Below are 13,624 nucleotides of genomic sequence, written 5' to 3'. Positions count from 1 at the left end.
GAAGCTATCCCCGCACGATAGCGCCACTTCCTTGCGCGAAGCTGAATCGCGTCCGCTGCCTTCGATTCAAGCCTCACACAAGGCACGGGGACTATCCCTGATTCACGACGTGACATGCGGAAGGACCTGTCGTGGGCATTCTGATCGGACTTGTGGTGACGCTCGGCTGCGTTCTCGGCGGCTTCATGGCCATGGGCGGGCATCTGCATGTGTTGCTGCAGCCTTGGGAAGCGGTGGTCATCTGCGGCGCCGCGCTCGGCACCTTCCTCGTCGCCAACCCGATGAAGACGGTCAAGGACACCGGCAAGGGCATCCTCGAAGCCTTCAAGCAGGCGGTACCGAAGGAGCGCGACTATCTCGAGACGCTGGGCGTCCTGCACAGCCTGATGCGCGAACTGCGCTCGAAGTCGCGCAGCGAGGTCGAGGCGCATATCGACAATCCGGAAGAGTCGGCGATCTTCCAGGCCTTCCCGACCGTGCTCAAGAACCATGACCTGACGAACTTCATCTGCGACTACTGCCGCATCATCATCATCGGCAATGCCCGCTCGCATGAGATCGAAGCGCTGATGGACGAAGAAATCCAGACGATCCGCACCGACAAGCTCAAGGCCTATCACGCGATGGTCGCGGTCGGCGACGGCCTGCCGGCGCTGGGCATCGTGGCAGCCGTGCTCGGCGTGGTGAAGGCGATGGGCGCGCTGGACCAGTCGCCGGAAATCCTCGGCGGCCTGATTGGTGCTGCGCTCGTCGGAACCTTCCTCGGCATCTTCCTGTCCTATGCGGTGGTCGGTCCGGTCGCCACCAAGATCAAGACGGTGCGCGAGAAGAGGAATCGTCTCTACATCATCGTCAAGCAGACGCTGCTTGCGTATATGAACGGCGCCCTGCCGCAGGTGGCGATCGAATTCGGCCGCAAGACCATTTCCTCGTACGAACGTCCGACGATCGATGCGGTGGAGCAGAGCACCATGAGCGCCGGCACCGCCGAGAAGAAGGCGGCCTGAGCATGCAGCATCCGAGACAGGGCCGCCTGCCGTCATGACCAGTCCGGCCAGTCCGTCAGAAACGCGGGCCTTGATCATCGAGCGGCTCGTCGGCGACAGCGGCGAGGCGGCGCAGGTGATCGGCGCCGGCCGCGGCATGGCGGAGCGGGCGCTGCCGTTGCTGCAGAAGGCGCTTGCCGCGGAACTCGGCGCGCCGGTGACCGTCGATCTGCAAGCGGTGGAGGTCGGCCGCGTTCCCGAGGCGCGTTCACGCGCCGGCGATGCCTTTGCCCTGACCGTCGTGTCCTCGCCGACCTCGGCCGACGCCATGACGCTGGTGATGGATGCGCAAGCGGTCGCCGTCATGGTGAGCGCGCTGTTCGGCGGCGATCCCGACCAGCCGGTAGCGCCGATCGAGCGCGACCTGTCGCAGATCGAGGCCGACGTGGCGACCACCGTGTTCCAGGAGGTCGCGGCGGCTCTCAACGGATCCGGCAAACGTTCGCTCGACCTGCGCCTGCCCGTGCCGAAAGCAATGTCCGGCAACGAGGCGAGACGGCGCGTGTTGCGCGACGGCGCCGCCGTACGCATCGTCTATGGCCTGTCGACGCCATCCGACAGCGGCACGCTCACGGTGATGATCCCGCAGCGCCTGCTGCTCACCTCGCGCAGCGGCGACGCCGCCGCTGGCGAGCATGGCGAGACCACGGAATTCGACTGGCGGGCCCGCTTCTCCGAGGAGGTGATGCGCTCGACCGTCCGGCTCGAAGCGACGATGCCTCTCGCCCGGCTGACGCTCGGCGACCTCGCGGCGTTCGAGCCCGGCCAGGTGATCGAATTGGAGGAAAACGCCCAGCTCAACGCCAGGCTCAGCGCCCGCGACAAAACACTGTTTGTCTGCGAGTTCGGCAAGCTGGGGCAGAACTACACCGTCCGCATCAGCCATCCGCATGATGCCGGGCAGGATTTCATCGACGGACTGCTGCCGGGCTGACGCCGGGCGCGGCATTCATGGAGACGACAGATGGCAAAGACCAAGGTGGAAGCCGAACCCGATCAGCCCGACGAGCAGCTCGACCGCGCCATCGAGGAACTGCGCGGCGTGCTGCGGGAAGAGGAAAAGCGCCCGGACGCCGCCCTCCAGTCGGGCGCCAACTCCTCCATCATCATGACCATTCCGGTCGACGTGCAGATCATCCTCGGCAGCACGGAGATGCCGGTCTCGGAGCTGATGGCACTGCAGAAGGGTTCCACCGTCGCGCTCAATCGCCGTATCGGCGAGCCGGTCGACGTCGTCGTCAACGGCCGCAAAATAGCGCGCGGCGAGATCACGGTGCTGGAAAGCGATCCGACGCGCTTCGGCATCCGGCTCACCGAGATCATCGCCGCGACAAAAAGCGCCTGAGAATGGACGGCGGGCGGACCAATCGGCAGCGAGGGCTACACGCATGACGACGGCATTGGCGCTGACACGTCCGCAAAAGGCGGCGGCCATACTGGTGGCCATGGGCAAGCCCGCGGCCAGCCGCCTGCTCAAATTCTTCAAGCAGGACGAGCTGAAGGCGCTGATCGAGGGCGCGCGTCTCCTACGCACCATTCCGCAGGCCGACCTGGAGCGCATCGTCGCCGAGTTCGAAGCCGAATTCACCGAGGGCGCGGGCCTGCTCGATTCAGCCGACCGGATGGACACGATCCTCAACGAATCGCTGTCGCCCGAAGAGATGAGCGCCATCATGGGCGAGAAGAAGTTCGAGCCGGTCGTGGAAGGGCCTCCGCCGATATGGCCGGACCTCGAGAAGCTCGAGCCGTCGCGGCTTGGCAGCTTCCTTGCCGGCGAGCATCCGCAGACATCGGCCATGGTGCTGTCGAAGCTTACGTCGCAGACGGCCGCCAACGTGCTGCTCACCATGGAAAAGCCGATGCGCAGCCAGATCATCAAACGCATGGTGACGATGGCCAACATCCCCGACGCGGCATCCAGGATCGTCGAGAACCAGCTGCGCGTGAGCGTGCTGTCGCAGAAGGCCAGCCGGGACACCACGGCCGGCCAGGAGCGTGTCGCAGGCATGCTCAACGAAATGGCGAAGCCCGAACTGGACGAACTCATGCAGGACCTGGAGGAAGCCGGCACGCCCGATCTCGCCGGCGTCAGGTCGCGGCTGTTCGCCTTCGACGACCTGCCGCTGCTGCCGCAGAAAGCCCGCGTCCTGCTGTTCGACGGRCTGTCGACCGAGCTCGTCACGCTGGCGCTGCGCGGCGCGTCGCCGGAACTCGCCGAATCGGCGCTGTCGGCCATTGGCGCGCGCTCCCGTCGCATGATCGAATCCGAACTCGGACAGGGATCGGAAGGCATTGCGCTTGCCGACATCATGGCGGCGCGCAAAAGCATATCGGTCGCCGCCATCCGGCTATCGCGCGAAGGGGCTTTCGAGCTGCCCTCGACGCAGACCGCCGCCGAAGCCGCCTGACGATAACCACCCGGTCAGAGCGCCATGGCTGAAGCGGTCGACAAGGATTCCAAAACCGAGGAAGCCACAGAAAAGAAGATCCGCGACACGATCGAACAAGGCAAGCTGCCGCATTCGCGTGAGACCGCGATCTTTGCGTCCTTCCTCGCCATACTGGTCTTCGCCGTCTTCTACGCCAAGGACGCGATCGTCGATCTCGGCATGTTCCTGTCGACGTTCCTGGAAAAGCCGGAAGCCTGGCCGATGGACACCGAGACCGACGTCATCTCGCTCTACAAGCAGGTGATGACCGAGATCGGCCGCGCCGTCGTCAGCCTGCTGGTGCTCTTGACGGTTGCCGGCATCGGCGCCTCGGTCTTCCAAAACATGCCGCAGATCGTCGGTGAACGGATCAGGCCGCAGCTTTCGCGTATCTCGATCGCCAAGGGCTGGAGCCGGATGTTCGGCGCGCAAGGGTGGGTCGAGTTCCTGAAGTCGCTGGCCAAGCTCGGCTTCGCCATCGCAGTGCTGAGCTTCACGCTCTCGGAAGATCATCGCAAGCTGCTCGCCGGCATGATCACCAACCCGATCTCGTTCGGCATGGTCATCCGCGGCATCTTCGTCGACATCCTCGTGGCGATCGTCTTCGTCATGGGACTGATCGCGGTGGTCGACATCGTCTGGTCGCGCTTCCACTGGCGGCGCGACTTGCGCATGACCAAGCAGGAAGTCAAGGACGAGATGAAGCAGTCGGAAGGCGATCCGATCGTCAAGTCGCGGCTGCGCTCGCTGGCGCGCGACCGGGCGCGCCGACGCATGATGACGGCCGTGCCGCGCGCGACGCTGGTGATCGCCAACCCGACGCACTATTCGATCGCCCTGAAATATGTGCGCGAGGAGGATTCCGCGCCGATCGTGCTGGCCAAGGGACAGGATCTGGTGGCGTTGAAGATCCGCGAGATCGCCAAGGAGAACAACATCCCGATCTTCGAGGACGTGGCGCTTGCGCGCTCCATGTACAAGCAAGTTTCGGTTGATAGCGTGATCCCGTCGCAATTCTACCAGGCGGTCGCCGAGTTGGTGCGGATCGTCTACTCGAAGAAGGCCGCGCGCAAAGCAACCCAATGAACGGACGCCGCTAATCCATGGACCGGCAACCACACGCCAACTCCCGCGAGCTGATCGTCGCCAGCGCCATCGAGCCCGTGGTGGGCGAATTGAGGCTCATCGACGTTGCCGACTATATCGCCTTCATCCGGCTCGAGCATCTCGCCTGCCTGTCGGACCTCGTCGATTCGGCGGTCGAGCTTTACTTCCGGCCGGGGACGCTGCGGCTCGGCCACGGCGCGGAGGCGCATGTCGACTGGAGCGGCAGCCCGCGCATCGTGCTCGATCTGGAGCTGCGGCCGCGCGGCGTGACCGTCTATTTCCAGCTGACGCTGACCGAGCGCGAGGCTTCCGTGGTGGTCAACTACGTGTCGTTCGAGAAGCCCGGCGAGACGCCCGAGCACAACACGGCCTTGCTCGAGGACGCGATCGACGAAGCGCGCATCCGCAGGACCGAGCCGGTGGCATTTCCCTGATGAATTGATTGCGGTCGCCTAAGCAGGCTGCACCGCGCCCAGGTCCACTGCGACTACTCGATCAGCCCGAGCCGCAAAGCCTTAGCGACGGCCTGGTTGCGGTTGACCGCGTTGAGCTTCTGCGTCGACTGGGTGAGATACTGGTTGGCGGTATGCACCGACAGCTTGAGGAGCTTGGCGATCTCCTCGCTGGTGTTGCCGTTGGCGGTCAGCTTCAGGCATTCGAGCTCGCGCTTGGAGATCGAGCGCGTCCGGCCGGTGTCGCCGGGACGGATGCGGGCGACCGCCGCGAAGAGCGCGAAGGAGCGGGCGTGAATCTCGCAAAGCGTGTCGTCGGTGAGCGCGATCTCCGAGCCGAGGAAGACGACCAGCCCGCATTGCCCGCGATCGGCATGCACCGGAAAGGCGATGCCGTTGGTGCCGGGCGCCAGCGGCGCGGTCGGCTCGGCCCAGGCGAGCGACTGGAAGGCCTGCCGCGATCCGGCGGCGCCATCGTCGGCCCACCATCGCGGCGCCGTCGAGAGGCGGCTGTGGCGCACCATATCCTCGCCATTGGCGCCGGAAATGAACTTGGTCGCGACCGCGGTGCCGGGATAGTCGGAATCGAAACACGCCACGAGACGCGCGCGCTCGGGCGAGGGGCTGACGAAATAGAGGCCGAAAGCCGAAGCGTTGATATCGACGGCTATCCAGCGGCATCGGCGCACGGCATCGGGAATGGTGACGGCGTGGTGCGTCTCGGAGCCGAGCGAGAAGGCGCCGAACGGGTTGCGCTGATCGTTGAAAAGGGCTGCTGCCGCCTCTCTGGCCTGTGCGTGCTTCAAATGATGYCGCTCCTGATCGCCGTCGCGATCGCCATCGCGCGGTTCGAGGCCGCGAACTTCTGGATGGCGTGCGTGATGTAGCTGTTGACGGTGTTCGACGAGACGCCGAGGATGACGGCCACCTCGTCGGTGGTCTTGCCTTCCGAGACCCAGAACAGGCATTCGCGCTCGCGGTCCGACAGCGGATCCTGCATGGATGCCGCCGCGATCAGCTGCGGAATGCTGGAAAGCGCATAGCAGCATTTGATCTGCGCCTTCATCAGGGCGGCGAGGTCGATCTTGCCCGCTTCGGCCGCCGAGAACAGCACGAACAGGCGTTGCCGGCCGACATTCAACCGCAGCGAATAGATTTCGGCGTGGCCGAGCACGTCGAGCAGGCGGGCTTCCTCGCCGCTCAGTAATGCGCCGGCGTCGGGCGCGTGCGCTGCCACCAACGGCTTTGGGCGTACGCCCGGCGCCACGGTCAGGGGCCCCAACGCAAGGTTGGCAATCAGCCTTTTGCCGATCAGCTCTATGCCGTCGAAGATCCAGTTCGAGGAGAGGATGCGCGCATCGTTGCGGTCCTGGTCGTGCACGATGGCGACCAGCATGTAGCTGTCGGCGCCGATATCGGCGGCAAGCTGCATGAAGAAGGAGGTGAGATCGCCGCGGGACGTCAGGCGCGAGCCTGAGGCGTCGGGTTGGAGAAGCGCGGCGGAACTGCTCATTTTAATTCTTGGATTCTTGCCGGAATCGATCCTTGTGCCCGGTGCTGGAGAAACCAACGGCCGGACCCGAAACGCGTCACATTCACGAAGACACACTCATGGGCGCGAACGGCGCCCAATCACGCCGAATCCCTCTAGGGAACGCGAAATCCGTCCGCGTCTGGTGCCGGCCTGGCGCCGGAACTTGAGACTTTGGGTGGTCGCCGCGCCCCCCGTGGACCGGCTGATTCGGGTCTAATCTACCCGCAGATGAATCCGACATCAAACGCGATTTGACAAAATCGAATCCGGTGGACTCGCATTGCGACTCAGCAGCCGGTCTTTGCGTTACTTGGCGGTGATTTCAAAGCCGAATTGAGCCGATGATTTCGTGGCGCGGCGCAAAAATACGCCCCCGGCCGCAACCGAGGGCGTATGTCCATTCGGGTGCGGCTCAGCGATCCTCGAAGCCGGTCAGCACGCCGACGGCGTTGATGCCGATCTCTTCGACGGCGTAGCCGCCTTCCATGACGAACAGCGTCGGCAGGCCGAGCTTGGCGATACGGCGGCCGATCTTGGGATAGTCGACGCTCTTCAGCTTGAACTGGCTGATCGGGTCCTTCTCGAAGGTGTCGACGCCGAGCGAGACGATGACGACGTCCGGGGCATAGGCCGCGAGCCTGGCGCAGGCGTCCTCCAGCGACGCGCCCCAGCCGTCCCAGTTGGTGCCGAAGGGCATCGGGTAATTGATGTTGAAACCTTCGCCTTCGCCTTCGCCGCGCTCGTCGGCATGGCCGAGGAAGAAGGGATACTCGACCATCGGATCGCCATGCAGGTTGAGCACCTGGACGTCGCCGCGACGATAGAAGATCTCCTGCGTGCCGTTGCCGTGATGGTAGTCGACATCGAGGATCGAAACGCGCTTCGCGCCCTGGTCGCGAAACCATTGCGCGACGACGGCGGCGTTGTTGATGAAGCAATAGCCGCCCATGAAGGCGGCGCCCGCATGGTGGCCTGGCGGACGGCAGAGCGCGAAGGCGGTGCGCTCGCCGCCCTTGACGAGGGCCGCCGCGGTCAGCGCGACGTCATAGGAGGATTTGATCGCCGCCCATGTGCCCTCAACGAAGGTTGCGCCGGCGTCGAAGGAGTAATAGCCGAGCAAGGCATCGATGCGCTTCGGCGGCACGTCGCCGCGCAGGCCGCGCGTCGGCCAGGTGAAGCCCATGGCCGATCCCGTGAAACCGGCGGCGACCCATTCCGGCCACACCGTCGGCAGGAAGTCGATATAGTGGGCTTCATGAACACGCTTGGCGGCGGTCAGATCATGCTCGACCGGACCGATGATCGGGCCGAGCTTCTCGCTCTCCACTCGCGCCTTGATGAATTCGGCCCGCGACGGTTTCTCGAAGCCTGGCACGATCGCCGACGTGACCAGTTCCATCTGGCCTGAATGGCCGGCGTGGAGAGGCGAAAAGACAGTTTTCATTGAGTTCCCCTGGAGTGCGAAATCAGCTGGAAATGCGAAATCAGTCGAGGTTGAGATAGGGGTTCACGAGAGCCAGCCACATGGCTTCCACATCGTCCTCGATGAGGTCGAATGTCTTGCGATCCCGCTTCAGTCCGACAAGTCTGCAGGCGTGCCCGACCTCCATCATCACCAGGCCCAATCGCTTGGCGGTCTTTTCCTCGAGGGCCGGGTTCACATGCTGCAGCCAGGCTGCATAGAGGGCGATGATCTCTTTGTCGTATTCGTCCTGGATCGGCCTCAKGTCGGCGTTGCCGGATATGGCTTCGATCACCGGCATCAGCGTCGCGTTGTCGAGATAGATCCGCGACGTGTCGATAAAGAGCTTGCGCACTTCGCGGCGAAACTCTTCGCGGTTGTTGGGTGGGGAGACTTTGATGCGCTTGGCGATCACCTCGGGAAAGGACGACAGCCAGCGCCTGCCGAGTTCGAGAAGGATGGCTTCCTTGTTGGGAAAATACTGGTAGACCGAACCGACTGATAGACCCGCGCGCTGCGCGATGGCGAGCGTCGTCGGCGTTCTGGTTCCTTGCTCCCGCGTCAGGATCAGGGCCGCATCGAGAATCCTGTCGACCACCTTGCTTGACCGTTGCTGCCGCGGCTGCTTGCGCGGTTCGAGCGCTATTTTGGTCTTGCGGTCGAGACTGCGCTTCACGGCTCGTTGCCCCCGTTCCCCGCTCGACCCCACCATCGGCGCGCGGTGCGGTCCACTATACATTGCAAATTCCGGCTGTTGACAAACGCGAATAAACAGTCGCATTCTTTATCCACGCTGTCTTCAACGATAACAAGGGGAATTTCGAAGGCGGCGCATCGGCATCGACTTTGTCCCATGGCGCCGCCCGATGGATCGGCAGCTCGTTGGACGTTGGCGCTGTCGGTCCCTCAGCAAAATGTGGAGTCGCGATGTCGGTTGCGGGTGGTGGTGCGGATCTGGTGGTCGTCAACGGCCGCGTGCTGACCATGGACGACGACAATCCCGCCGCTGAAGCTATTGCCGTCAAGGACGGCGCCATCATCGCCATCGGCAGCCGCGCTTCGATCGAAGAGCTCAAAGGGCCCGCGACAAAAATTATCGACGCGCAGGGCGGTTCCGTTCTGCCGGGCTTCATCGAAGCGCATATGCATCTGTTCGGCGGCGCGGCCGAGCTCGACAACCTGCATCTGGCCGGCGTGCACGGCTTCGACGCGTTGCGCGACGCGATCCAGGATTTCGCGGCCAAGCGCCCGGATGCCCGGCTGCTGATCGGCGCCGGCGTGGACTACGCCATCCTGCCGGAGCCGGTGACGCGCCACGATCTCGACCGTATCATTCCCGACCGTCCCTTCGCCATGTCGGCTTCGGACCACCACACGATGTGGGCGAACACCAAGGCTCTGGAAGAGGCCGGGCTGCTGCATGGCAGGGAGGTCGGACAAGGCAACGAGATCGTCATGGGCGCCGACGGGCTTGCGGCCGGCGAGCTGCGCGAAGGCGAGGCCTTCGGACCGCTCCTCGACCATTACGGGGCGAACCGGACGCGGCTTGGCCTCGAAGGCGCGGAGCCCGATCCTTATCCTTCGGCGAAGGAACTGGCCGCCGATCGAGACCTGATGCATCGCGGTCTTGAATGGTGCGCCAAGCATGGCATCACCTCGATCCAGAACATGGACGGCAATCTCTACCAGCTCGAGCTGCTCGCCGGGCTGGAAAAGGAGGGGCGGCTGCTCTGCCGCACCAAGATCCCGTTCCACTTCAAGAACTTCATGAAGCTGGACATGCTGGAAAAGGCTTCGCGGATGGCCGCGACCTACAATTCCGAATGGCTGACGTCCGGCATGGTCAAGATCTTCTATGACGGCGTGCTGGACTCCTGGACGGCGGTGATGGTCGACGACTATGCCGACCGGCCCGGATGGCGCGGCGAGCCGCTGTTTTCGCCGCAACATTTCGCCGAGGTGGCGGTCGAGGCCGACAGGCGCGGGCTGCAGATCGCCGTTCATTCGATCGGCGACGGCGCCGTGCGCGCGGTGCTCGACGGCTACCAGGCGGCGGCGAAGAAGAACGGCCGGCGCGACAGCCGCCACCGCGTCGAGCATATCGAGGTGATCACGGCCCCCGACGTGCCGCGTTTCGCCGAGCTCGGCGTGCTCGCCTCGATGCAGCCGGCGCATCCGCCGGGCGCGCTGAACTTCCCGATGGAGCCGACGATCTCGCGCATCGGCCGTGACAAGTGGCCGCTGAGCTATGCCTGGCGCACGCTGAAAAACGCCGGCGCGCGCGTGGTGTTCGCGTCCGACTGGCCGGTTTCGCCGATCGATCCGATCCTGTCCATCCAGGCGGCAGTGATGCGCAAACCTTGGGCAGAAGGCATGCCGGACCAGAGCTTCTCGTTGCGGGAAGCAATCGAGGGCTACACGGTCGAAGGCGCTTATGCTGAGTTCAACGAACATCGCAAGGGTCGCCTGAAGACGGGCTACCTCGCCGATATCGTCGTCTTGTCGGCGGATATCGAGGCGACCGCGCCGGAAGCGCTGCACACCGTGCATCCGGTGACCACCATCTGCGGAGGGAGGATCACCTACCAAGCCTAACGATGGCATAGGAATTGCTTAATTGAATGGGGACTCGGATCGAGTCACTGCTGCGCAGTTGCCAAGCCGACCGGCTTATGGTGACAATCAAACAGGAACACACCTGCCGACAAGAGCAGGCGCTCTCAATGGGGTAATCGTGCCGGAACAACCGGGTAAGAACGCGATTGAAGTTCGCGGTGTTCGCAAGGTCTTCGGAACCGGCGAAAACCAGGTAGCCGCCCTCGACACGGTGTCGGTGTCGATCCGCGAGAACGAGTTTTTCACACTACTCGGCCCTTCCGGATGCGGGAAGACGACATTGCTGAGGCTGATTGCCGGCTTCGATTTCCCAACCGCCGGCGAAATATTGCTGCACGGCCAGGACATCGCACCGCTGCCACCCTACAAACGCCCGGTCAACACCGTCTTCCAGAGCTATGCGCTCTTCCCGCACATGACGGTGGCGCAGAATATCGGCTTCGGACTGGAGATGCTCGGCAAGCCGAAAGMCGAGATCGAGGCGCGCGTCGCGCAGATGCTGAAGCTGGTCAAGATGGAAGCGCTCAAGGCGCGGCGCACCAGCCAGATTTCAGGCGGCCAGCAGCAGCGCGTGGCTTTGGCCCGCGCGCTGGCGCCGCAGCCGAAGGTGCTCCTGCTCGACGAGCCGCTCTCGGCGCTGGACTACAAGCTACGCAAGGAAATGCAGATCGAGCTGAAGCGGCTGCAGAACGAGACCGGCATCACCTTCATCTTCGTCACCCACGACCAGGAAGAAGCGCTGACCATGTCCGACCGCATCGCGGTGATGTCGGCCGGCAAGATCCTGCAGGTCGGCACGCCGCKCGACATCTACGACCGGCCGGCCGAACGCTTCGTCGCCGACTTCATCGGCGAAACGAACTTCCTGCCCGGCACGGTGGTGTCGAAGCAGGCCGGCGTGGCAACGGTCAAGTTCGCCAGCAGCGCTACGATCAGCGCCGGCTATCCCGAAGGCTTCAACCCGACCGGCGAGGTGACGCTGGTGGTGCGTCCCGAGCACGCCGATCTGGTTCCCGATCCGGCCAAGGGCACGATCACCGGCACGMTCTCCAACATCGTCTATTTCGGCACCGACACCCATTACCACGTCAAGCTCGACGGCGGCGGCGAGAACTTCATCGTGCGCCACCAGAACAGCCGTTCGAGCGCGGTGACCTACGAGACCGGCGCCAAGGTCGGCATCCAGTTCGAGGAGGACGCCGCCCGCGTCCTGAAAGACTGATGACGACAGCCACGCTCTCCCCGACCACGCTTTCCAAGGCCGCGTTGTTCGAAGCCCAGGCGGTGAAGACAAGTGCGCGGCGCAACCGCCTGCTGTCGCTGCCGGCACTGATCATCATCGGCATTTTCGGCGTGCTGCCGCTGATCATCATCTGCGTCTACTCGTTTCTCGTCGCCGCGCCCTATGGCGGCGTGCAGTGGCAGTTCTCGACCGACGCCTATCTCAATTTCCTGTTCCAGCGCGACATCTTCGACGACACGCTGCAGTTCACGCCGGACTTCCTGATCATCTATCTTCGCTCCTTCCTGTTCGCGGTGGTGACGACGATCATCTGCCTGCTGCTCGGTTTTCCGACCGCCTATTTCATGGCGACGCGGCCGCCGGCGCAACGCAACTGGTGGGTGCTTCTGATCACTATCCCGTTCTGGTCGAACCTTTTGGTCCGCACGCTGGCGATCATGTTCATCATCCGCGACGAGGGGCTGATCAACAACGCGCTCCTTGCGCTCGGCGTGATCGATAAGCCGATCACGATGCTCTACACCAACTTCGCCATCCAGCTCGGCCTGCTCTATGCCTTCCTGCCGTTCATGGTGCTGCCGCTCTATTCGAGCCTGGAAAAGCTCGACTTCCGCCTGGTCGAGGCAGCCTACGATCTTTACGCGACGCGCCGGCAGGTGCTGTGGCGGGTGATCATCCCGCTGTCCAAGCCCGGCATTATCGCCGGCTGCCTGCTCGTCTTCATCCCGGCGCTCGGCGCCTATGTGACGCCGCTGATCCTGGGCGGCGGCGTGCACCTGATGATCGGCGATCTCATCGCGCAGCAATTCGGTTCGGGCCGCAACTGGCCGCTCGGCTGCGCGCAGGCGCTGATCCTGATGGCGGCGGTGCTGGTGGCGCTGTTCTTCTATGTCCGCAACACGTCGGGGAAGGTGCAGCATGGCTGAGCCCCGTGTCATGGATATCAAGGACCAGCCGGGCTTCCGCTCGATCGCCGTCATCTGCCTGCTGGTGCTCTATATACCGGTGCTGATCCTGATGATCTTCTCGCTGAACAGCGGATCGCTGGTCACGCATTGGGAAGGCGTCACGCTCAACTGGTACGGCAGCGCGCTGCTCAACGAGGAGTTCCACAGCGCCGCGAAGAACACGCTGATCATCTCGGTGACCGCGACGATCGTTTCGACCATCTGCGCGACGCTGGCCGCGATCGGCATGACGCGGGTGAAGCCATGGCGCGGCTTGGCGGCGGCCTTCATGGTCATCAACCTGCCGCTGATGGTGCCGGAGATCATCACGGCGGTGGCGACGCTCTCCTTCTTCGCGCTGATCGCCGGCACGCTCGGGCTGAATTTCGGCATCGGCAACCTGATCCTCGCCCACACCGTGTTCTGCATCCCCTTCGCCTACATGCCGATCAGGGCGCGGCTGGAGGATATGGACCTGACGCTGGAATATGCGGCGGCCGATCTCTACGCGACGCCGTGGAACGCCTTCAAACGCATCACGCTGCCGCTCTTGGTTCCCGGCATCATGTCGGGCGCGGCGCTGGCCTTCATCGTCTCCTTCGACGATTTCACCATAACGCAGCTCGTCGCAGGCCCCGGCCAGACGACGCTGCCTCTCTATATCTGGAACCAGATCCGGCGGCCGATGACGCCGGAGATCAACGCCATCTCGACCATCCTGCTCCTGGTGTCGATCCTGTTCGTCTCGGTCTCGTTCCTGATCGCGCGGCGGCGCGCAAAATGATCCG

At 63.9% G+C, this 13,624-nt stretch carries 14 protein-coding genes; 10 read left to right on the top strand and 4 right to left on the bottom strand.

Going from position 1 to position 13,624, the window contains the following annotated elements:
- Nucleotides 1–131: 131 nt before the first annotated feature.
- Genes motA through LCM4577_RS05230 form a run of 6 tightly spaced genes read left to right on the top strand, consistent with a single transcriptional unit; the run spans nt 132 to nt 5,016 of the window.
- On the top strand, nt 132–1,007 hold the full coding sequence (gene motA / locus LCM4577_RS05255) for a flagellar motor stator protein MotA (RefSeq protein ID WP_040989940.1): 876 nt from the start codon (nt 132–134) through the stop codon (nt 1,005–1,007).
- A 34-nt stretch (nt 1,008–1,041) separates the two neighbouring features.
- Nucleotides 1,042–1,980, top strand: a complete 939-nt coding sequence (locus LCM4577_RS05250; RefSeq protein WP_041004678.1) for a FliM/FliN family flagellar motor switch protein — start codon at nt 1,042–1,044, stop codon at nt 1,978–1,980.
- A 30-nt stretch (nt 1,981–2,010) separates the two neighbouring features.
- Complete coding sequence (gene fliN, locus LCM4577_RS05245; RefSeq protein ID WP_041004676.1) at nt 2,011–2,391, top strand: flagellar motor switch protein FliN; 381 nt, start codon at nt 2,011–2,013, stop codon at nt 2,389–2,391.
- Nucleotides 2,392–2,434: 43 nt separating this feature from the next.
- Nucleotides 2,435–3,454 carry a flagellar motor switch protein FliG gene (locus LCM4577_RS05240; protein ID WP_071070057.1) on the top strand — a complete coding sequence of 340 codons (1,020 nt, stop codon included), beginning with the start codon at nt 2,435–2,437 and terminating at the stop codon, nt 3,452–3,454.
- Nucleotides 3,455–3,478: 24 nt separating this feature from the next.
- On the top strand, nt 3,479–4,561 hold the full coding sequence (gene flhB / locus LCM4577_RS05235) for a flagellar biosynthesis protein FlhB (RefSeq protein WP_071070054.1): 1,083 nt from the start codon (nt 3,479–3,481) through the stop codon (nt 4,559–4,561).
- Nucleotides 4,562–4,578: 17 nt separating this feature from the next.
- Nucleotides 4,579–5,016, top strand: a complete 438-nt coding sequence (locus LCM4577_RS05230; protein WP_071033015.1) for a hypothetical protein — start codon at nt 4,579–4,581, stop codon at nt 5,014–5,016.
- Nucleotides 5,017–5,069: 53 nt separating this feature from the next.
- Here the strand turns inward: LCM4577_RS05230 and LCM4577_RS05225 are convergent, their stop codons facing one another.
- The 4 genes from LCM4577_RS05225 to LCM4577_RS05210 form a co-directional block, all read right to left on the bottom strand.
- A complete protein-coding gene (locus tag LCM4577_RS05225; protein WP_071070052.1) occupies nt 5,070–5,840 on the bottom strand; it encodes a helix-turn-helix transcriptional regulator in 771 nt (256 codons plus the stop codon).
- Complete coding sequence (locus LCM4577_RS05220; RefSeq protein ID WP_071070050.1) at nt 5,837–6,547, bottom strand: helix-turn-helix transcriptional regulator; 711 nt, start codon at nt 6,545–6,547, stop codon at nt 5,837–5,839. Before LCM4577_RS05220 ends, LCM4577_RS05225 begins: the two co-directional genes overlap by 4 nt.
- Nucleotides 6,548–6,980: 433 nt before the next feature.
- Nucleotides 6,981–8,012, bottom strand: coding sequence for a histone deacetylase family protein (locus tag LCM4577_RS05215; RefSeq protein ID WP_071070048.1), 1,032 nt, complete (start codon nt 8,010–8,012; stop codon nt 6,981–6,983).
- Nucleotides 8,013–8,052: 40 nt separating this feature from the next.
- Nucleotides 8,053–8,811: a TetR/AcrR family transcriptional regulator gene (locus LCM4577_RS05210; RefSeq protein WP_244508224.1), complete on the bottom strand. Its 759-nt coding sequence runs from the start codon at nt 8,809–8,811 to the stop codon at nt 8,053–8,055.
- A gap of 146 nt (nt 8,812–8,957) precedes the next feature.
- Between LCM4577_RS05210 and LCM4577_RS05205 the strand changes: the two genes are divergently transcribed.
- The 4 genes from LCM4577_RS05205 to LCM4577_RS05190 all read left to right on the top strand — a co-directional run bounded on the left by LCM4577_RS05205 (nt 8,958) and on the right by LCM4577_RS05190 (nt 13,620).
- The gene (locus LCM4577_RS05205; protein ID WP_071070044.1) at nt 8,958–10,625 is read left to right on the top strand and encodes an amidohydrolase; all 1,668 of its coding nucleotides are present in this window, start codon (nt 8,958–8,960) and stop codon (nt 10,623–10,625) included.
- Between the two features lie 139 nt (nt 10,626–10,764).
- Entirely contained in the window at nt 10,765–11,868 is a 1,104-nt protein-coding gene (locus LCM4577_RS05200) for an ABC transporter ATP-binding protein (protein WP_071070042.1), read from the top strand.
- Nucleotides 11,868–12,815, top strand: coding sequence for an ABC transporter permease (locus LCM4577_RS05195; RefSeq protein WP_116389985.1), 948 nt, complete (start codon nt 11,868–11,870; stop codon nt 12,813–12,815). Before LCM4577_RS05200 ends, LCM4577_RS05195 begins: the two co-directional genes overlap by 1 nt.
- Entirely contained in the window at nt 12,808–13,620 is an 813-nt protein-coding gene (locus LCM4577_RS05190) for an ABC transporter permease (RefSeq protein WP_071070040.1), read from the top strand. Before LCM4577_RS05195 ends, LCM4577_RS05190 begins: the two co-directional genes overlap by 8 nt.
- The last annotated feature ends 4 nt before the right edge of the window (nt 13,621–13,624 follow it).

The sequence above is a fragment of the Mesorhizobium sp. LCM 4577 genome, from assembly GCF_001854795.2.
Lineage (GTDB): Bacteria > Pseudomonadota > Alphaproteobacteria > Rhizobiales > Rhizobiaceae > Mesorhizobium > Mesorhizobium plurifarium.
This window is presented reverse-complemented; position numbering and strand designations above follow the sequence as displayed.